Source organism: Streptomyces sp. VTCC 41912 (assembly GCF_045799175.1).
Taxonomy (GTDB): Bacteria; Actinomycetota; Actinomycetes; order Streptomycetales; family Streptomycetaceae; genus Streptomyces; species Streptomyces albulus_C.
In genome coordinates this window covers 1-18611 of the sequence record NZ_JBJMAB010000027.1, presented here as the reverse complement: position 1 = coordinate 18611, position 18611 = coordinate 1, and the positions used below count along the sequence as shown (strand labels likewise).

General features: G+C 72.5%; 16 protein-coding genes. 14 read left to right on the top strand and 2 right to left on the bottom strand.

Translation table 11 applies throughout. The annotated features are described in order from the left end of the window. Nucleotides 1-7 precede the first annotated feature (7 nt). Entirely contained in the window at nt 8-1732 is a 1725-nt protein-coding gene (locus tag ACJ6WD_RS29070; protein ID WP_233657386.1) for an AMP-binding protein, read from the top strand. Between the two features lie 72 nt (nt 1733-1804). Here the strand turns inward: ACJ6WD_RS29070 and ACJ6WD_RS29065 are convergent, their stop codons facing one another. Next, nucleotides 1805-2971, bottom strand: a complete 1167-nt coding sequence (locus tag ACJ6WD_RS29065; protein WP_407616839.1) for a PP2C family protein-serine/threonine phosphatase — start codon at nt 2969-2971, stop codon at nt 1805-1807. A 164-nt stretch (nt 2972-3135) separates the two neighbouring features. On the opposite strand from ACJ6WD_RS29065, the gene ACJ6WD_RS29060 reads away from it, so the two are divergent. The 7 genes from ACJ6WD_RS29060 to ACJ6WD_RS29030 all read left to right on the top strand — a co-directional run bounded on the left by ACJ6WD_RS29060 (nt 3136) and on the right by ACJ6WD_RS29030 (nt 9333). Continuing rightward, nucleotides 3136-3576 carry a MarR family transcriptional regulator gene (locus ACJ6WD_RS29060; protein WP_308401740.1) on the top strand — a complete coding sequence of 147 codons (441 nt, stop codon included), beginning with the start codon at nt 3136-3138 and terminating at the stop codon, nt 3574-3576. A 229-nt stretch (nt 3577-3805) separates the two neighbouring features. Continuing rightward, nucleotides 3806-4684 (top strand): STAS domain-containing protein, encoded by an 879-nt coding sequence (locus ACJ6WD_RS29055; protein ID WP_233657383.1) that lies wholly within the window; start codon nt 3806-3808, stop codon nt 4682-4684. Then, the gene (locus ACJ6WD_RS29050; RefSeq protein WP_016571339.1) at nt 4681-5091 is read left to right on the top strand and encodes an STAS domain-containing protein; all 411 of its coding nucleotides are present in this window, start codon (nt 4681-4683) and stop codon (nt 5089-5091) included. The genes ACJ6WD_RS29055 and ACJ6WD_RS29050 overlap by 4 nt, the downstream gene beginning before the upstream one ends. Beyond that, nucleotides 5075-5545: an ATP-binding protein gene (locus ACJ6WD_RS29045; RefSeq protein WP_016571340.1), complete on the top strand. Its 471-nt coding sequence runs from the start codon at nt 5075-5077 to the stop codon at nt 5543-5545. The genes ACJ6WD_RS29050 and ACJ6WD_RS29045 overlap by 17 nt, the downstream gene beginning before the upstream one ends. After that, nucleotides 5530-6555: a SpoIIE family protein phosphatase gene (locus ACJ6WD_RS29040; RefSeq protein ID WP_407616838.1), complete on the top strand. Its 1026-nt coding sequence runs from the start codon at nt 5530-5532 to the stop codon at nt 6553-6555. The genes ACJ6WD_RS29045 and ACJ6WD_RS29040 overlap by 16 nt, the downstream gene beginning before the upstream one ends. After that, nucleotides 6552-7880, top strand: a complete 1329-nt coding sequence (locus ACJ6WD_RS29035) for a PP2C family protein-serine/threonine phosphatase (RefSeq protein WP_331247324.1) — start codon at nt 6552-6554, stop codon at nt 7878-7880. The genes ACJ6WD_RS29040 and ACJ6WD_RS29035 overlap by 4 nt, the downstream gene beginning before the upstream one ends. Nucleotides 7881-8028: 148 nt before the next feature. Continuing rightward, nucleotides 8029-9333 (top strand): condensation domain-containing protein, encoded by a 1305-nt coding sequence (locus tag ACJ6WD_RS29030; protein ID WP_331247325.1) that lies wholly within the window; start codon nt 8029-8031, stop codon nt 9331-9333. Nucleotides 9334-9364: 31 nt separating this feature from the next. Here the strand turns inward: ACJ6WD_RS29030 and ACJ6WD_RS29025 are convergent, their stop codons facing one another. Further along, nucleotides 9365-10399, bottom strand: a complete 1035-nt coding sequence (locus ACJ6WD_RS29025; RefSeq protein ID WP_331247326.1) for a helix-turn-helix transcriptional regulator — start codon at nt 10397-10399, stop codon at nt 9365-9367. A gap of 132 nt (nt 10400-10531) precedes the next feature. Here ACJ6WD_RS29025 and ACJ6WD_RS29020 point away from each other — a divergent pair, with 132 nt between their 5' ends. From ACJ6WD_RS29020 to ACJ6WD_RS28995, 6 genes are all read left to right on the top strand, one after another. Further along, the gene (locus ACJ6WD_RS29020) at nt 10532-11869 is read left to right on the top strand and encodes an MFS transporter (protein WP_407616837.1); all 1338 of its coding nucleotides are present in this window, start codon (nt 10532-10534) and stop codon (nt 11867-11869) included. 334 nt (nt 11870-12203) lie between these two features. After that, entirely contained in the window at nt 12204-13217 is a 1014-nt protein-coding gene (locus tag ACJ6WD_RS29015) for a TauD/TfdA family dioxygenase (RefSeq protein ID WP_016578686.1), read from the top strand. Further along, on the top strand, nt 13214-15049 hold the full coding sequence (locus ACJ6WD_RS29010; RefSeq protein ID WP_407616836.1) for a non-ribosomal peptide synthetase: 1836 nt from the start codon (nt 13214-13216) through the stop codon (nt 15047-15049). The genes ACJ6WD_RS29015 and ACJ6WD_RS29010 overlap by 4 nt, the downstream gene beginning before the upstream one ends. 105 nt (nt 15050-15154) lie before the next feature. After that, entirely contained in the window at nt 15155-15955 is an 801-nt protein-coding gene (locus tag ACJ6WD_RS29005; protein ID WP_407616835.1) for a thioesterase II family protein, read from the top strand. A 72-nt stretch (nt 15956-16027) separates the two neighbouring features. Continuing rightward, nucleotides 16028-16228, top strand: coding sequence for an MbtH family protein (locus tag ACJ6WD_RS29000; RefSeq protein WP_016577617.1), 201 nt, complete (start codon nt 16028-16030; stop codon nt 16226-16228). Nucleotides 16229-16256: 28 nt separating this feature from the next. Next, on the top strand, nt 16257-18611 hold a 2355-nt coding region (locus ACJ6WD_RS28995; RefSeq protein WP_407616834.1), incomplete at its 3' end, for a condensation domain-containing protein.

The window sequence follows — 18611 nt, the reverse complement described above, 5'->3', positions numbered from 1 at the left end:
GGACACGTTGTCCGAGCAAGACGATGCGTACCGGGAGTTCCGGGCCGCGCGGGACCTGCTGCTGCACCACGCCGGGGACCAGGACGCCGCGCGCAAGGCGTTCCGGTGGCCGCGGCCACGACACTTCAACTGGGCGATCGACTGGTTCGACCGGATCGCCGAGGGCAACGACCGGGTGGCCCTGGACGTCGTCGGCCAGGGCGAGCTGACGTTCCAGGAGCTCTCGCGCCGCTCCGACCGGGTCGCCGGTTGGCTGCTCTCCCAGGGCGTGCGCCGCGGCGACGTGGTGATGCTGCTGATGGACAACCGGACCGAGCTGTGGGAGCTGATGCTCGCACTGATCAAGGTCCGGGCGGTGGTCGCCCCCGCCTTCATCACCATCTCGCCCGAGGAACTGCGCACCCGGATCGGCCGGGCCGGGGCCCAGCACGTGATCGCCGATCACCGCGTCGTGCCGGGGCTCGCGGTGGACGGCCTCCAGACCAGGATCATCGTGGGTGGGGAGCACGAGGGCTGGACCGACTTCGCCACCTCGGCCGGGCACGCGGGCGCCTTCGTGCCGGAGGGCCCGACCGAAGCCGACGAGCCGCTGTTCTACTACTTCACCTCGGGATCCACCGCGCGGCCGAAGTTGGTGGTGCACACGCACGTCAGCTACGCGATCGGCCATCTGGCGAGCATGTACTGGAACGGCCTGAAGCCGGGGGACAGGCACCTCAACGTCTCCGCCCCGGCCTGGGCGAAGTTCCCGTGGAGCTCGCTGTTCGGCCCCTGGAACGCCGAGGCCACCGTGGTGTCCATGGACACCGCAGACGCGACCCCGCAGGGGCTGCTGGAGGTGCTGGGGACGGGCACGATCACCAGTTTCTGCGCGCCGCCCAGCACCTGGCGGGCGCTGATCCGAACCGGGCTGCCCGACGGCCTGCCCGGCTTGCGCAACGCGGTCAGCGTCGGTGAACCGCTCATGGGCGACGTGGTCGAGCGGGTCCGCGAACTGGCCGGGGTGACCGTCCGCAACGGCTTCGGGCAGTCCGAGGTCACCGCCATGGCCGGAGTGACCGCGTCCTCCTCGGCGGACCCGATCTCCATGGGCCATCCGCTGCCGGGCTACGAACTGGTGGTGGTCCGGCCCGACACCGACGAGCCGGCCCGGGAGGGCGAGCTGTGCCTGGACCTGTCCGGCGCACCCGTCGGCATGATGCGCGGCTACCTCGACCCGGAGGACAACGCCGCCAGCCGCACGCCCGGCGGCCTGTACCGGACCGGTGACCTGGCCCGGTGGGACGACGACGGCTCCCTGGTCTACCTCGGGCGCCGCAAGGACGTCTTCGAGGGGCCGGACGGCGTCCTGGTCGCCCCGCTGGAGTTGGAGCACGTCCTGGTGCTGCACCCCGCCGTCGCCGAACTGTCCGTGGTCCCGGTGGCCGAGGACACGGGCCCGGTGGCCAAGGCGTACGTGGTGCTGTCCGCCGGTTGGAACGCCAGCCGGGCCACCGCCGAGGTGCTCTTCGCCCACCTGCGGGAGCGCCTGCCCGCGCCCAAGTCCGTGCGGTTCCTGGAATTCGTGGACGACCTGCCGCGCACGGAGTCGGGCAAGGTGCGGCGCGAGGCCGTCCGGGCGTTGCGCCGGTCCCGGCACGTGGAGTTCACCGCCGCGGCGCCCGCCGCGGGTCGGCACGACGGCCGGCCCGGTGGAAGCGCGGCCCCCGAGAGGGAGTTCCGGGCGCGCTGACGCAGCCGCCGACGGGCGCGGGCGGCCTGCGCCCCGCCCGGGCGGCGGCCCGCCCCGCGCCGCCGCTCGCCCTCACCGGCCGAACCAGTCCAGGCAGACGATCGTGGCGTCGTCGCCGATCTCCGCCGCCTCGCGGTGACCGGCGAGCTCGTCGAGGACCGCGCGGGGAACGTGGGAGGCCGGCAGGAGCCGGGCGCTGTTGACGGCGCGGGCCAGGGCGCGTTCCTGGTACTTCTCGCCGGTGGGGGAGGCCACGTCGTAGACGCCGTCGCTGACGATCAGCAGGCGGTCCCCGGGGCGGACCTCGAACTGCTCGACGTGGTAGATGGTGTCCTCGAACATGCCCAGGGGGAGTTGGGCCTCCGGCTCGATCAGCTCCAAGGACCCCTCGCGCAGCCGCCACAGCCGGGGGGAACCCGCGTCGATGACCTCCGTCAGACCGCTGTTGAGGTTGAAGCGCAGCAGCAGGGTCGGCAGGTGGACGGCGCCCTCGTACTGGCCGTAGACGGCCTGGTCCGCAAGGTGTGCCTGGTCGGGCAGGTTCAGTCCGGCACGGCGCGCGTTGCGCAGGGCGTTGACGGCGAGGTGGGTGAGCAGGGCCGCCTCGATGCCCTCGCCCATGCCGTTGGTGACGGTGAGCGTGAGGTGGTCGGCCGAGCTCGACCAGTCGAAGTTGTCGCCGTGGATGGCGTAGGCGGGTTCGAGCTGGCCGCCGAGGGCGTACTCGGGCCGGCTGCACGCGCGGCTCGGGAGGAGCTGCCACTGCATCTCCGCGGCCAGGGTGAGGCGTTGGGTGCGGCGGGCCTGGAGGTAGAGGTCGGTGTCGCGCTCGGCGAGGACGATCTCCCGGCCGAGGACGTCCGCGAGTTGCTCCAGCTCGCCCAGCGTGGAGCGGGAGCAGTGTTCCTCGGGCAGGGCGAGGGAGAGCACCCCGAGGCGGTCGCCGCGCACCGAAATGGGCAGGTGGGCGGTGACGACGGGAGGGGTGCCGGCGCTGCGCAGGAGCGGCTGCTGCGCGCCGAAGGCCCGGCCCGGTTCGCTGGTGTGCACCGACAGGGGCGCCGCGGTGTATGGAAGCGCGTCGATGGGCTGGAGTAAGGTCATGGCGTAGTCGGCGATCAGCAGGTTCACGCTGTTCGCCGCGAAATGCTCTGTAAGTGAAGCGCGCACCACATTCAGCAGTTCATGGGGAGCTGCCTCGCGCAGGGCTCGTTCCACGGCCGCGTATCTTTCCGACATCTCGCCGACCGCTTTCTCGAATGACTGTGACAGGGAGTAGACATCAGCCAGGAAGCAACTGGGCTGACACGACTGTCCGGAGTGGATCAATGGATCTGAACGGTGCTGCTCCGCGCATAGATTCTCATGCTTCGCACGACGCCGCGCAGACAGCCTGCGAGGTCGTGGCACTCCTGGAGGTCCTGTGGGAGCGGGGCCGGGACGCGGTCTCGCCCGCGCCGGTCTCGACCTCCCAGTTGCGGGTGCTGCACATCCTGGAGCGCGACGACGGCATCAACCTCAGCGCGCTGTGCCGGGCCCTCGGTGCGGCGCCGTCCTCGGCCAGCCGCCTGTGCGACCGCCTCCAGGCCCTGGGCTTCATCGAGCGCGTCCCCAGTGAGGTCAACCGGCGCGAGCGGTGCGTACGCTTGACCGGCGAGGGCACGGCCTACCTCGCCGGCCTGCGGGTCCGCCGGGAGGAAGCGCTGCTCGTCGCCATCGACGCCATGCCGCCGGCAGCCCGACGGGCCCTCAGCGAGGGGCTGAGCGGCTTTCGCCAGGCGGTCTCCGCCACTGTGCCGGAGCTCGGCGGTGCGCCCGCGGACCGTTCGACGCGGTCCGCATGAGGCGGCGTCGGCCGCCCGCGTAACGGGCTGGTGCCCTCCCGCGCACCGGGCTCGCGCCACCGGCCGTGATTGACGCAGCGTCAGCGATTGCCCCAGGTAGTTCCGTGGATTGACGAGACTGGCTAACATTTGTCGTGCGACAAATGAGAGGCTCCTCGCTGATCACGAACGGGGCGCACCCTGCTGGGCAGGCGGCACGCCTGGGCCATGATGGTGGAAGGAAAGTGGTTTGAGCACGACTGAGGCTGCCGCGCGGGAGCGGGTGCGCGCGGTGCTGCGCGCAGAGGCCGACGACATCGCTGACCGTTGGGTCCAACTGCAGCTGGCGCAGGCGCCGTTGGGGGACGCGGTCAGCGAGACGGAGCTCCGCGAGGAGTCCGACGCGCTGATCGGCGCCCTCATCTCGGGGCTGGACGGGGACGGACCGGTCGAGCGCGTGGTCGGCAGCCACCCCGGGCTGCGGCAGGCGGTCTGTGACCTCTCGCTGCGCAGGGCCCGTGCCGGCGCGACCCCCACCGACACCTCGCTGGCGGTGCTGGCGTTGAAGGAAGCCCTGTTGGAGGCGGCGCAGCGGCAGACCGAGAACGCCGCCGCGCTCTTCAGCGACGCCGTGCTGATCAACAGGTTGCTGGACAGCGCCGGTGTGCTGTCCTTCGAGACCTACGTGGAGCGCCGCGAGGAGATCATCCGCCGCCAGAGCCGGCAGTTGCTGGAAGTGTCCACCCCGGTGGTGCGGCTGTGGCGGCAGGTGCTCGCCGTGCCGCTGATCGGCACCCTCGACACCGCCCGCACCCAGGTGGTGATGGAGAACCTCCTCCAGGGCATCCAGGACCACGAGGCGCTGGTCGCCATCATCGACATCACCGGCGTGCCCACCGTCGACACCGCGGTCGCCCAACACCTGATGCAGACGGTGAACGCGGTGCGCCTGATGGGTGCGGACTGCGTCATCAGCGGAATCCGGCCGCCCATCGCCCAGACCATCGCCCAGTTGGGGATCGACCTGTCGACGATCCTCACCCGGGCCACGCTGGCGGACGCCCTCGCCGCCGCGGTCAAGCTCACCGACGCGGCCTCCGCACGACCGACCCCGGCGGCCGACCGATGAACAGCACGCCCTCGAACGGCGTCCCGATCCTCCGGCTGGGCGACGTGCTCGTCACCGGCCTGCTCAACGAACTCGACGACAAGTCGGCGGTGGCGTTCACCGAGGAACTCACCGCACGCATCACCTCGGACCACGCCCGCGGTGTCCTCATCGACATCTCACGACTGGAGATCATCGACTCCTTCGTGGCCCGCACCCTGATGGAGCTCACCACGATGGCGCGCCTCTTGGGGGCACGGGTCATCGTCGCCGGGATGCGCCCGCCGGTGGCCATCACCTTGGTCGAGCTGGGGCTCCAACTGACCGGCGTGGAAACCGCACTCAACGCGGAGCAGGGCATGGCAGCGCTGGGCTGGCATCAGACCCCTTCGCCTCCCGAAGGGGTCCTGCGTGACACACGCCAGTGATGTCGGCACCGCTTCGCGCAGCGGGCCACCCGCCATCGACGACGGCTTCCGGACCGCCCCGGCGGTCCACGAGGTGCGCAACGAAGAGGACCTCCTCGTCGTCCGGCACGCGGTGCGCGCGGCGACCCTGCGCGCCGGCTTCAGCATCGTCGACCAGACCCGCGTCGTCACCGCGGCCAGCGAACTCGCCCGCAACGCCTACGTCCACGGCGGGGGCGGCACACTGGCCATCGAGCACCTGGCGCGCACCGGTGCCGCGGGACTACGGCTGACGGTGGCGGACGAGGGCCCCGGCATCCCCGACCTCTCCGCGGCACTGACCGACGGCTTCACCACCGGGGCCGGACTGGGGCACGGCCTGGGCGGCGCCCGACGCCTCATGGACGAGTTCGACATCGACACCGCGGCAGGCGACGGCACCACCGTGACCGTGACCCGATGGGCGGTCCGTTGACCTCGCCCCCGCCCTTCTGCACCACGCACGTGCGCATCGACCACTACAGCGCGGTGCACCTGGCCGCGGAGACCGCACGCGCGCTGGCCCGGCGGTACCGGCTCCCCGGATCACTGTCCGACCAGGCCGCCGTCGTCGCCTCCGAACTGGGCAGCAACCTCGCCAAGTACGCGGTCGACGGCTCGCTGTTCCTGCAACCGATGGCGCTCGGCGGCGGCCTGGAGATCCTGGCCACCGACCGCGGCCCCGGCATGCCCGAACTGCGGCGCTGCCTGGCCGACGGCTACACCACCACCGGCTCCCTGGGCGCCGGCCTGGGCGCGGTCGTGCGGATCGCGGCGGACTTCTCGATCCGCACGGAGGCGCCCGGCGGCACCCTGGCCTGCGCGCGGCTGGCACCGCCGGACCGGGCCGGCGCGGCGAAGGAGGCCGTCGGCGCGGTCTCCGTCCCGGCCGAACGCGAGACCACCAACGGCGACGGCTGTGCCGTCCTCGACGTCGACGGGCGCCGCACCCTGCTCGTCGTGGACGGCCTCGGCCACGGGGAGCCGGCGGCCGAGGCCGCGCAGAGCGCGCTGCGGGCCTTCGCCCGGGCCCCGGAAGGGCCGTTGCCGGAGATCCTCCACGGCGTGCACCGCGCGCTGCGCCACACCCGCGGAGCCGCGGTCGGCCTGCTGCGGCACCACCCCGACCGGGTCGAGTACGCCGCCGTCGGCAACGTCCGCTGCGTGGCGCTGACCACCCACGAGGTGCACCACCGCCTCACCGGCCAGCCCGGCATCGTCGGCCTCAACCTGCCCACCCCGAAGGTGCACCGCATCCCCCGGGAACCAGGTCTCAGCATGCTGCTGCACTCCGACGGCATCGACCCCCGCTGGACCCACAGCCCGGCGCCGTTCCTGCTGCGGCTGCCGGCGCCGCTGCTCGCGGCCGCGCTCGCCGACCGCCACCGCCTCATCCGCGACGACGCCACCGTGGTCGTCGCCGGCCCGCACCAGGGACTCATGTGACCGCCCACGCCTTCCATTCGCTGCCCGCCCTGCGCCGGGCCCTACGACGCCTGTGCACCGCGCACCACCTGCCCGCCGAGACCCGGGCCCGCCTGGTGCTCTCCGCAACCATGCTGGCCCGCCCCGAAATCCGGGCCGGTCGCCAGGTCGCCCTGGACGTCACCCGGGAAGACGGCCCGGACGACGCCGTGCACCTGACCGTCACCCTCCGATCCCCCATGGCCCCCGCCCCGCTGCGCCCGACGGAACTGCCGCTGACCGCCCGGACCACACCCCAGGGCGCGGTCGTCTGGCACCTGACCCTCGCCGCACCGGAAGGGGACCCGGCGCCGGAACTCCCCGCCGGCACACCGCACATGAACGGATCCGGGGGCACCCTGCGGGCCACCGGCACCGCGTCGGGCGACGAGGCGGGCGAGGACACGGCCGAGGAGGAGGCCGCGGCGTCCGAGGAGGAACTCCGGTCCGTGGTGGCCCGCCTGGACCAACTGACCGCGGAGCACCAACACCTCAAACACGAACTCGCCGAGACCAACAGCGGTGTGCTCGCCCTCTACGTCCAGCTCGAAGAGCGCGACGAACAGCTCCGCACCGCCCACGGACAGATCCTCCGCGAGATCGAGGACGCCCTCCGGCCCCCGCCCCTGGTCATCGACGGACTCGAACTCGCCGTCCACTACGCACCGGCCGATGCGCACGCCCCCACCGGGGGCGACCTCTACGACTGGTTCCTGCTGCCCGACGGCACCGTGCACATCACCATCATCGACGCGCTCGGCCACGGCATCCGCAGCACCCGCAGCGCGCTGAATGTCACGCACGCGGTGCGCACGCTCGCCCTCGAAGGCCACCCGCTGTCGTCCATCGTCGAGCGCACCCACGACATCCTCGTCCCGTTCGATCCGGACATCGTGGCGACCATGCTGCTCGCGCGGATCTGCCCGGCCACCGGCGCGTTGCGCCTGGCCAACGGCAGCCATCCGCCGGCCCTGCTCAGCCGCGCCGACGGCACCACCCACTACCTGGAGGTGCGCGGCCGCGGCGTCGGCTACCCGCTCCCCGGAAGCGAACGGGTCCTCCAGGAGCGCCTGGCGGACGGCGACCTGCTCGTGCTGTACACCGACGGCCTGACCGAGAGCCGCAGGGACCCGTTGGAGGGCGAGGCCCGCCTCGTCAAGAGCACCCGCCGGCACCGCCACCGCCCCACCGAGGAGATCCCCTACGCCATCGCCGACGACATGCACACCGTGATCCTGCACCCGGACGACACGCTCGCGCTCGTCGTCCGACGCACGGGCACGGCGGCGGGATTCGCACCGGAGTGACGCCGCCGGAGGGCGCGGCGCCTGGTATGCGGTACGCCCCCTCGGGTCCACGACAGGCGGGAACACCACCCCCACTGCGCTCTGTGCGCGGCTCGTGACGCATGGCAGGGTCGGTGGACGACGGTCCCGAGGCGTCTGGAGCCACAACGTGCGAGTCCCTTTGACAGCAGGCCAACTGGAGATCTGGATCTCCCAGATCCTGGAGCCGGTGGGCACGGCCTACAACGTGGGCGACTACTACGAGATCACCGGCGTCCTCGACCCGGCACTGCTGCAACAGGCGGCGCGCACCGCGGTGGACGAGGCCGGATCGCTGGGCGCCCGGTTCGTCACGGAGGCCGACGGGACGCCGGTGCAGCAACTGGCCCCCGCCGAATGGGACTTCGAGGTGCTGGACCTGAGCGGCGAGCCCGATCCGGACGCCCGGGCCCTGGCGTGGATGCGGGCCGACCTCGCCCGACCGGTCGACCTGACCACCGGCCCGCTGCTCGGCGCCGCCCTGATCAAGGTGTCGGCCGACCGCCACCTCTGGTACCGCCGCGTCCACCACATCGTCGCGGACGGCCACGGCCTGGCCGCGCTCGCCCGCCGGACGGCGGACCTCTACAACGCACTGCACGACGGAACGCCCCCGGAGCCGCACCCGTTCGAGCCCGTCACCGTCGCCGTCGAGCAGGACCGGGCCTACGCGGCCGGTCGCACGTACCGTTCGGACCAGGAGTTCTGGGCGCAGGAGGCGGCAGCCTGGCCGGCGACCGGGCGGCTGTCCGCGGAGGCGCCGCCGGCCTCCGCGGCCCTCCAGGGCCGCCACCACCTGCCGACGTCCGCGGTGACCGCGGTCCAGGAGCAGAGCGAGCGGCTGGCGGTGCCCTCCGCGCACTTCCTGATCGCGGCCACCGCCCTGTACCTGCGGCAGGCCACCGGGGCGGACGAGGTGACCTTCGGCTGCTCGGTCGGCGGACGGTCCACCCGCGCCCTGCGCGGGGTCGTCGCACCCCTCGCCAACATCCTGCCGCTGCGGGTCACCGTCGATCCGCACGCCTCCGTGGGGGAGGCGTTCGCGCACGCGGACGGCCGGATACGGCAGGCGATGCGCCACCACCGCTACCGCTACGAGGAGTTCCGGCGTGCGCTGGCCGTCGCCGCGGGGCCGGCGGAACCGCCAGGGGTGGGCCCGCTGGTGAACGTCGTGAACTTCGACCGCGACCTGCGGCTGGGGGCGGCCCGGGGCTCGGTGCGCACGCTGAACACCGGCCCCGTACCCGACCTCAGCCTCTTCTTCGACGTGCGGTCGCCGCGCGAGGGGACGACCGTGAGCGTGGAGGCCAACCCCGCCACCTACTCGGCGGCGGAGACCGACCGCCACGCCGAGGGCCTCGGCCGACTCGTGGTGGCACTGGCCGCGGCCGATCCCGCGGCGCCCCTTCCCGCCCCGGCACCGCAGCCGGGATGACGCGTCGACCGCGGCCGTGGGCGGAGCGCCGTCACTCCCGCCGGGCGGCGAGCGCGGCGCCGAGCGCCAGGGCCTGGGCACCGGACGGCGCGCCGGCGTCGGGCCGCTCCCGGAACTGGCCGATGAGGAAGCCGGCCTGGAAGCGGCTCTTGGCGCCGAGCGCCTTCATCACCTCCGCGACATGACGTTGGCAGCTGCGGACGGACATCCCCAGGCGCCGCGCGATGGACTTGTCCTCCAGCCCCTCGGCGAGCATCGCGACGATCGTCTCCTGGATCTCGCCGGAGATCTGCACGGCCGACGTCGCGTCGAAGCTGAGCGGGAACGGCGAGGCGCCGCGCCAGGCCCAGTCGAAGAAGCCCCGCATGCTGTGGATGAGCCGCGGTTCGCGCACCAGCAGGGCCGCCTGCGGATCGTCCGGCACGCCGAGCAGCGCGGCGTGCTGGTCGAAGACCAACATCCGGCACAGGCTCTCGGACTGGGTGCGCACCTCCGCTCCCAGGCTCGTCATCCGCTGCACGTGGTCGATGGTCGGTTGGTGGTAGCGGGCCGGGTGTTGGTACAGCGTGCGCATGGTGACGCCGCGCGCGAGCATCCGGCGGTCCCGCTCCAACGCCGCCCGCAGCGCCTCGGGCGAGCGGGCCCCGCCCGGTTGCGTGGTGAGGACCTCCGCACGGCAGTTCAGGGTCAGCTCCTCGATGAGCTCCTGCACCAGGCCGAGGTCGTCGATCATCTCCACGTGCGCCACGTCGGTGTGGCGTGCCTGGCCCGTCTCGTAGGCGGGCACCAGCGTCTCGAACATCCACCGGAACCGCTCGATCTCGTCCTGTTGGCTGCGGACCTCGCGTTCCATCGGGCGCAGCACCCGGTTGGCGGCGATCCTCGGCGGTACGACGGCCAGTCGCCCGGGGGTGCCCTCGGCGTGGGACAGCAGCCGCAGGCCCGCGAGTTCCTTGACGACCCGCTCCGCCTCGTCGGCGTCGAGGCCGAGGACGGCGAGGTCCTCGATGTCGAATGCGGTCCGGTTCGCCGCGAATTCGAAGACCTCTAAGGCTCTCCGGCTCATCTTGATTTCACTGACTGAACGTGAGGTATTCATGGCCTACCCCTGCTGTATCAGAGTCTTCCCCTGGTCGGAGGGAAGCCTAGACACGACCGATCAACAACCGGTCAACGCCGCGCAGACGGGAATGACCGCATGCCGGTGAGAGAGCGCGACGACCCGCAAGGGGAAGTGGCGCACCGGACCCGCAAAGACGCCCGGCGGCGAATAACCAACCGCCCTGCGACCGGTGGATTACTGCGCCGTAACAGAGATTTCAAGAAGCTGTGGTACGGCGAGAGCGCGGGGAAATTCGGCGCGGCGGTCACCAGCGTGGTGCTGCCGCTGGTCGCCGTCTCCGTCCTGCACGCCACCACCTTCGAGGTGAGCCTGCTCAATGCCGCGACCTGGGTGCCCTGGCTGCTCATCGGCCTGCCGGCGGGGGTGTGGGTGGACCGGTGGCCGCGCAGAACGGTCATGCTCGTCAGCGACGCCGTCTCCTGCGTGCTGTTCGTGAGCGTGCCGCTGGTCTACTGGTCCGGCGCCCTCGACGTGACCCGGCTCCTGCTGGTCGCGCTGCTCGCCGGTACCGCCGCCGTCTTCTTCCAGACCGCTTACACCGCCTACCTCCCCAGCATCGTCGGCCCCGCGGACCAGGCCGAGGGCAACGCCAAACTGCACGGCAGCGCCTCCGCCGCCCAGATCGCCGGCACCGGCTCCGGCGGACTGATCGCCCAGGTCGTCGGCTCGGTCAACGGCATGCTCACGAACGCGCTGACCTTCCTCATCTCCTTCGCGTGCGTGGCCCGCATCCGCCATCGGGAGCCGCCGCCGCCCCGCGTCGCACGGGCCCGCGGCGCGCTGTTCCGAGAAGTCGGCGAGGGCGTGCGGCTGGTGGCCCAAGACCCCTACCTGCGCAGCCTCACCCTCTTCGGCGCCGTCTCCAACCTCTTCCTGGCCGGGTACCAGTCGCTGCTCGTGGTGTTCCTGGTGCGCGACGTCGGGCTGACCGACAGCGGGGTGGGCGTGCTGGTGGCGATCGGCGGTGCGGGCGGGGTGGTCGGCGCGCTCGTCGTGCGCCGGGGCGTGACCCGCTTCGGCACGGCCCGGGCACTGCTCCTGTTCGAACTCGCGGTGCCCGCGCTGGCACCGCTGATGGCCCTCACCTCCCGGGGCGCCGGGCTGGCCCTCTTCGTCATCGGCTACGCCGCGGTCTCGGTGGGCGTGGTCGCCGGCAACGTCATCAAGGCCGGGTTCCAACAGGGCTACTGCCGGGCCGACGTGCTCGGTCGGGTCGCCGCCTGCTCGTCGTTCCTCAACTTCGGCACGCTGCCGCTCGGTGCGCTGCTCGCCGGGGCACTGGGCACCTGGTTCGGGGTGCGCCCGACGCTCTGGGTGATGATCGCGGGCATCCCGTTGAGTGCGCTGATCCTGCTCTGCTCGCCCGTCCGGACCTGCCGTGACCTGCCGACGCGGGCGGACGCGGGGCGTTGAGGCGCACGCCCACCCCGGTGCCGTATGCCCGTTTTGCGCCCTCTCGTCTATGCGACAGACGTGTATGTCAGCCCTCGACGACCCTGGTGGCCGACCTATTCCGGTGACAGCGTGAAGCGCGTCGGCCCCCACCGAATCCGGTGACCGAATCCCGTGAGTCGCTCGGGCCCCCTTCGAAGAAGCAGGAGAACCCCCCCCATGCGCTTAGCCCAATTGCCTTCGGCCGGAGCCGGTGAACCGTTCGACGAGCACGACACCGGATGGGGATGACGCGCCGCAGTAATGGGCGCACGAGGAAATCCGTGAGAAACGACACGACAGGACGCGCATCACGATGACCGATTCCCTTTTCTGGACCATCGAGCCCGGAAAGCCGGCCACGACCCAGGTCCCGCAGTTCGCGGACGCCACCGAGGCGTGCGCATGGCTCACCTCGGTCCACGCCGAGCTGCGCGCGGCACTGCACCGCCACGGCGCGCTGTACCTCCGCGGCCTGCCGGTCCACGACGTCGACGACTTCGCCGCGGTGCGCGACGTCCTCGTCCCGCAGCGCACGCCCTACCGCGAGAAGGCCACGCCGCGCAGCAGCTACGGCAACGACGTCTACTCCTCCACCGACCTGCCGCCCAACCAACCGATCCGCATGCACAACGAGAACAGCTACACGCTGACCTTCCCCGGCCTGCTGCTGTTCGGCTGCCTGACGGCCCCCGAGGAGGGTGGCGCGACCCCCGTCGCCGACTGCCGCGAGGTCCTCCGCCGGCTCCCCGCCGACCTGGTCGAGCGGATGCGCACCGCGGGCTGGCTGCTGACCCGCAACTACTCGGAGCACATCTCCCTGGACTGGCGCACCGCCTTCGCCACCGACCAGCGGGCGGACGTCGAGAAGTACTGCGCGGACAACCTCGTCTCCTGCGCGTGGGACGACGACGGCGCCCTGCGCACCCGCCAACTGCGCCCCGGCATCATCCACCACCCCGAGACCGGCGAGGACGTCTGGTTCAACCACATGGCGTTCTGGAACTCCTGGTCACTGGACGAGGAGATCCGCGAGGCGCTCCAGGACGAATTCGGCGCCGACGGGCTGCCGTTCGAGACCGGCCTCGGCGACGGCAAGCCCCTGACCCGCGCGGACGTCGACGCGATCAACGCCGCCTACGAGGGCGCGACGCTGCGCCGCACCTGGGAGCCCGGCGACATCCTGCTCGTCGACAACGTCCTGGCCACCCACGGCCGCGACCCGTTCCGCGGCGACCGGCGCATCGTCGTCGCCATGGGCGAACCGGTCGCCCTCGCGGACTGCCGGCCCACCGTGGCCCCCGCCGCCCGAGAGGAGCAGCCCGCGTGACCGGCGTACTGGAAGGCCCGCACGGCCTCGACACGACCGTCGCCCCCGGCCGGCCCGTCGACCTCATGGACCGCCTCCAACGGACCGTGGCGCACGCACCCGACCGGACCGCCGTCCGCGACCGGGCCGACACCCTCACCTTCGGCCGACTCGACGCGCTGACGACGACGGTGGCGGCCACGCTGACCGGGGCCGGCGTCCGCCCCGGCGACCGGGTGGGCGTCAGCCTGCCCCGGGGCACCGACCTCGTCGTCGCGCTGCTCGCCGTCTGGCGGGCCGGCGCCGCGTACGTGCCGATCGACCCCGCGTACCCGGGCGAGCGCCGGCACGCGATGGTGCGCGACGCGGGCGTCCGGGTGGTGGTGACCACGGCCGCCGCGGGCGACTGGCCGCCCGGCGTGCGCGGCGTCACCGTCGACCGGACCGCCACGTCGACCGCCCCGCGTCCGACGCCGCCCGTTCCCGTCGCCGCGCACGCGCCCGCCTACGTCATCTACACCTCCGGCTCCACGGGCACCCCCAAGGGCGTCCAGACCACCCGCGCCGGCGTGGCCGCGCTGGTGGCCGCGCTGGAGGAGGCGGGCATGTACGCCCCGGAGCCGCGCGTCGTGGCCTGGAACGCCAGCGTCTCCTTCGACGCGTCGGTCCAGCAGTGGGCGCGCGTGTGCCGCGGCGACACCCTCGTCGTGCTCGACGAGGACGAGCGCACCGACCCCGGCCGGCTGACCGCGGCCCTGGACGCGCACGGCGTGCAGGACCTCGACCTGACCCCCTCGCACTGGCACCTGCTCCGCGACGACCTGCTGGCGCGCGCCGCCGCCGGCCGGCACCTGCGCCTGTTCATGGGCGGCGAGCCCGTTCCCGAGAGCACCTGGCGGGAGCTGGCGGCCGAACGCGCCGCCGGGCGGCTCGACGCGCTCAACCTGTACGGCCCCACCGAGTGCACCGTCGACACCGCCGCCGCCTGGATCGACGGCGACGGACCGCACATCGGGCCCGCCCTGCCCGGCGTCCGGGCGCACGTGCTGGACGCGGACCTCGCCCCGGTGGCCGACGGCGCGGACGGGGAGCTGTACCTCGCCGGCCCCCAGGTCGCCCTGGGCTACCTCAACCGGCCCGCCCTGACCGCCACCCGCTTCGTCGCCGACCCGTTCGCCGCCGACGGCTCCCGGATGTACCGCACCGGCGACAAGGTCCGCCGCCGCCCGGACGGCGCCCTGGAGTACCTGGGCCGCATCGACCGCCAGATCAAGATCCGCGGCTACCGCGTCGAACTGGGCGAGATCGAAGCCGCCCTCACCCGCCAACCGGGCGTCGCCGCGGCCGCCGTCACCCTGCACCGCAGCCCCGTCTCCGGCGAACAGCTCGCCGCCTACTTCGTGTCCGCGGCGGACCCGGCCGACACACCCCCGACCGCCGAGTCCCTCCGCGACCAACTGGCCTCCGTCCTGCCGCAGTTCATGCTCCCGACGTCCTACACCCGGCTCGACGCGCTGCCGCTGACGGTCAACGGGAAGGTGGACCTCGCCGCGCTGCCCGCGCCCGAGGAGCAGCCCACCGCGGCCCCGGAGACGGACGGCGACCCGGACAACGCCCCGCAGGGCGAGGTCGAGACGCTCATCGCGGCCGTCTGGTCCGAGGTGCTCGGCCGCGCCCGCGTCCACGCCGACGACGACTTCTTCGCCATGGGCGGCCACTCGCTGATCGCGCTGCGCGTCGTGGCCCGGCTCAAGAAGCAGTTCGGGATCGCCATGTCGACCCGCGAGGTCTACCGCCACCCGCAGCTCCGGGACCTGGCCCGGCACGTCGAAGCGCTGCGCGCCGCCGCCTGACCGTCGCCCCCGGCCGGCGGGGCACGGACCGGCCGGTCACCGCCCCGCCGCGGGGTGGCACAGCCCCGACCCCATCCGCACGACAGGAAGAGGAATCGAGCCATCATGGCCGGACACACCCAGGGACGACAGGACACCACTGTCATCCGGATCAAGGAGCGGACCGAGCGGACCTCGCACACGCTCATCTGCCTTGGCTTCTGCGGCGGCGGCACCGGGCCGTACCACGCCTGGGGCGACTGCCTCCCCGAGGACACGGCCCTCTCCGCCGTCTGCTACCCCGGCCGGGAGGGTCGGTTCCTGGAGCCCTGCGCGACGGACTGGGACGAACTGGCCGCCGACACCACCCAGGCCGTGCTCTCCGCCGTCCAGGGACCGTACGTCCTGTTCGGCCACAGCATGGGCGGCTGGATGGCGTTCGACGTGGCCAGCCGCATCGAGCGCGACGGCGGACCGCTGCCCGAGAAGCTGATCGTCTCCTCGTGCAACGCACCCGACCGCGGCCTGACGCCCCGCGACATGTTCCCCGCCCGCCAGGACACGGACGACGCGCTGCTGGACTGGATGCGCACCAACGGCCTGATGCCGGCGCACGTCCTGGAGGACCCCGACCTCCAGGAAATGGCGGTGGAACTCATGCGGGCCGACATCCAGGTCCGCGACACCTTCCGCTACACGCCGGGCGCCCGCGTGAGCATCCCGGTGCAGATGCTCTCCGCGACCGACGACGCCGTCATCGAACAGGACGCCGGCAACCAGTGGCGCCGGGTCGCGACGGGCCCCTACCAGCACGACGTCCTGCCCGGCGGTCACTTCTACACCCCCGAGATCTGGCGCCGGCTGCCGCTGCACATCCCCGCGCTGACCACGACGGCGTCCACCGTGCCGTCCACCGCCGGTGCCTGAGGCCGCCCGGCCCCGCCGCACCCCCGGTCCGACCTTCCTCCGCCCTGTTCCGCCAGAAAGGACACCCACGCGGTGACGAACCCCTTCGAAGACGCCGACGGGACCTACCTGGTCCTCACCAACGACCAGCAGCAGCACTCCCTGTGGCCGGCCCGGCTGGCACCCCCCATGGGCTGGACCGTGGCCCACGGCGCGACCGGCCACCAGGCGTGCCTGGACTACATCGACACGCACTGGGCCGACCTGACGCCGAAGCCGGCGCTCAGCAACTGAACCCATTCCGGATCTTCAAGGGAGCGTCATGAGCCAGTCGCAGAGTCCGCGGTCGGTGCAGGAGGAGTTGCTGTGCGGCCTGTTCGCGCAGACGCTCGGGGTGCCGAGCGTGGCACCGGACGACAACTTCTTCGCCCTGGGCGGCCATTCCCTCAAGGCCGCCCAGCTCCTCAGCCGGATCCGCTCGGTGCTCGGCGTGCAACTGGGGATCCGGGAACTGTTCGGCGCGCCCACCGTGGCGCGCCTGACCGAGCGGCTGTCGGCCCGGACCACGGACGGGGTGGCGGCACGACCGGCGGTGCTGCCCCGTCCACGGCCTGAGGTGCTGCCGCTGTCGTCGGCGCAGCAGCGGTTGTGGTTCTTGGACCGTTTCGAGCAGAGTCCGACGTACAACGCGCCGTTCGCCTTCCGTGTCGATGGTGCGGTGGACGTGGTGGCGTTGCGGTCGGCGGTCGGTGACGTGGTGGCGCGGCACGAGGCGTTGCGGACGGTGTATCCGGCGGTGGAGGGGGAGCCCTTCCAGCAGGTGCTGCCGCCCGAGCAGGCGACGGTGGACTTCTCCGTCGTGCGGTGCCCGGCGGACGAAGTCACCCGACGCTTCCACGCGGAGGCGTTCCGGCCGTTCGCGCTGTCGACGGAGCTGCCGCTGCGGGTGACGCTGTTCTCGTCGGGTGCCCGGGAACACGTGGTGTTGCTGACGTTGCATCACATTGCGAGTGACGGGTGGTCCGAGGCGCCGTTGCTGCGGGACCTGTCGGTGGCGTACGGGGCGCGGCTGGCCGGTGAGGCCCCGCAGTGGAAGCCGTTGCCGGTGCAGTACGCGGACTACACGTTGTGGCAGCGGGAGTTGTTGGCGCGGGTGGGGGAGGAGCAGGCGCAGTTCTGGGCGCGTACGCTCGCCGACCTGCCGCCGGAGCTGGCCCTGCCCACCGACCGCCCGCGCCCGGCGCACCCCACCCACGCCGGTGGCCTCCTCCACTTCCGCGTGCCCGCCGAACTCCACCACCGACTGGAGTCCCTGGCCCGCGGGCAGGGGGTGACGATGTTCATGGCGCTCCAGGCGTCACTGGCGGTGCTGCTGGCGCGGCTCGGCGCCGGCGGCGACGTTCCGTTGGGTACCGCTACGGCGGGACGGTCCGATCAGGCCCTCGACGATCTGGTGGGCTTCTTCGTCAACACGTTGGTGCTGCGGACCGACACCTCGGGGAACCCGTCGTTCGTGGAGGTGTTGCAGCGGGTCCGGGAGGCGGACCTGGCGGCCTTCGCGCACGAGGACCTGCCGTTCGAGCGGGTCGTGGAGCAGGTCAACCCCGACCGCACCGGCGGCCGGCACCCCCTGTTCCAGACCATGTTCGTCCTCCAGAACAACGCACAGGCCAGCCTCGACCTCCCCGACACCCATATCACCCCGCACCCCCTCGACGCCGCCCCCTCCAAGTTCGACCTCGGCTGGAGCTTCGCGGAGCAGCGGGACGCCGACGGCAACCCGGCCGGCATCACCGGAATGCTCCAGTACGCCACCGACCTCTTCGACCCCGCCACCGCCGAGGCACTGCACCGTCTGTTCGTGCGGGTGGTGGACGCGGTGACGGGGGACCCGGACGCCGGCGTGGCGGGGGCGGAGGTCTTCGAGTCCGCGGAGCAGGAACGGACGTTGCTCGGGCGCAGTGCGGAGCGGCGCGGTGAGCTGCTGAGCGCCGCCGGGCTGCGCAGCGCCCAGGCGGAATCCGATGCGGAGGGCGGTTTGGCGCGGGGGCCGCGGTCGGTGCGGGAGGAGTTGTTGTGCGGCCTGTTCGCGCAGGTGCTCGGCCTGCCGAGCGTGCTGCCTGACGACAATTTCTTCGCGTTGGGTGGGCATTCGCTGAAGGCGACGCGGTTGATCGGTCGGATCCGGTCGGTGTTGGGTGTGGAGTTGGGGGTGCGGGCGTTGTTCGCGGCGCCGACGGTGGCGGGTTTGGTGGAGCGGTTGTCGCGGGACGGGGTGGTGGCGCGTCCGGCGCTTTCTGTGCGTGCGCGGCCGGAGGTGTTGCCGTTGTCGTCGGCGCAGCAGCGGTTGTGGTTCTTGGATCGTTTCGAGCAGAGTCCGACGTACAACGCGCCGTTCGCCTTCCGCATCGACGGCCGGGTGGACGGGGACGCACTGCAAGCGGCGATCGAGGACGTCGTGGCCCGCCACGAGACCCTGCGCACGCTCTTCCCCGACGTCGACGGGGAGCCCTTCCAGCGTGTCCTGCCGCCCGAACAGGCAGCCGCCAAGGTCGAGGTGGTGCAGTGCACCCGCGACGACCTGCCCGCCCTCCTCCACGAAGCGGCGTTCGCGCCGTTCGCGTTGGCGTCGGAGTTGCCGTTGCGGGTGACGTTGTTCTCGCCTGGTGCCGAGGCG

Excerpts from the sequence above, each read along its gene's own strand:
- ACJ6WD_RS29065 (WP_407616839.1), bottom strand. The coding sequence starts at position 2,971 with ATGTCGGAAAGATACGCGGCCGTGGAACGAGCCCTGCGCGAGGCAGCT.
- ACJ6WD_RS29050 (WP_016571339.1), top strand. The coding sequence starts at position 4,681 with ATGAACAGCACGCCCTCGAACGGCGTCCCGATCCTCCGGCTGGGCGAC.
- ACJ6WD_RS29040 (WP_407616838.1), top strand. The coding sequence starts at position 5,530 with ATGGGCGGTCCGTTGACCTCGCCCCCGCCCTTCTGCACCACGCACGTG.
- ACJ6WD_RS29025 (WP_331247326.1), bottom strand. The coding sequence starts at position 10,399 with ATGAGCCGGAGAGCCTTAGAGGTCTTCGAATTCGCGGCGAACCGGACC.
- ACJ6WD_RS29020 (WP_407616837.1), top strand. The coding sequence starts at position 10,532 with ATGCCGGTGAGAGAGCGCGACGACCCGCAAGGGGAAGTGGCGCACCGG.
- ACJ6WD_RS29015 (WP_016578686.1), top strand. The coding sequence starts at position 12,204 with ATGACCGATTCCCTTTTCTGGACCATCGAGCCCGGAAAGCCGGCCACG.
- ACJ6WD_RS29005 (WP_407616835.1), top strand. The coding sequence starts at position 15,155 with ATGGCCGGACACACCCAGGGACGACAGGACACCACTGTCATCCGGATC.